This window comes from Clostridium sp. ZBS15 (genome assembly GCF_023845705.1).
GTDB classification, from domain to species: domain Bacteria; phylum Bacillota; class Clostridia; order Clostridiales; family Clostridiaceae; genus Clostridium; species Clostridium aquiflavi.
This window is the reverse complement of the sequence record NZ_JAMQHY010000174.1, coordinates 1-261: the sequence shown is the minus strand read 5'-3', so window position 1 is coordinate 261 and position 261 is coordinate 1. Positions and strand designations below refer to the sequence as shown.

Sequence of the window (261 nt, the reverse complement as noted above, 5' to 3'; positions counted from 1 at the left end):
CTTGCAAAATTTAATATATTGGGTATTTTTAGCATACGATACTTGTCATCACATTTTTTCACTCTAAAATTAAAAGGAGCCACCCAACTAAAATGTGTGATATCAAAAGAGGCAATATCATTTGGTAATATCATTGAGTCGACATCTAAAAAATGCTTAATTGGATTTTTGAAATTATATAAATTATCAAGTTTCATCGTTTTTCCCTCTTTTCATTTTATTTATATTTAATGTTCATTTAATAATTTAAAACAATTCATT

General features: G+C 24.5%; 1 pseudogene. It reads right to left on the bottom strand.

The window, feature by feature from the left end:
- Positions 1-197, bottom strand: a pseudogene (locus NG904_RS16930) (hypothetical protein); the annotation flags it as partial.
- Positions 198-261: the final 64 nt, after the last annotated feature.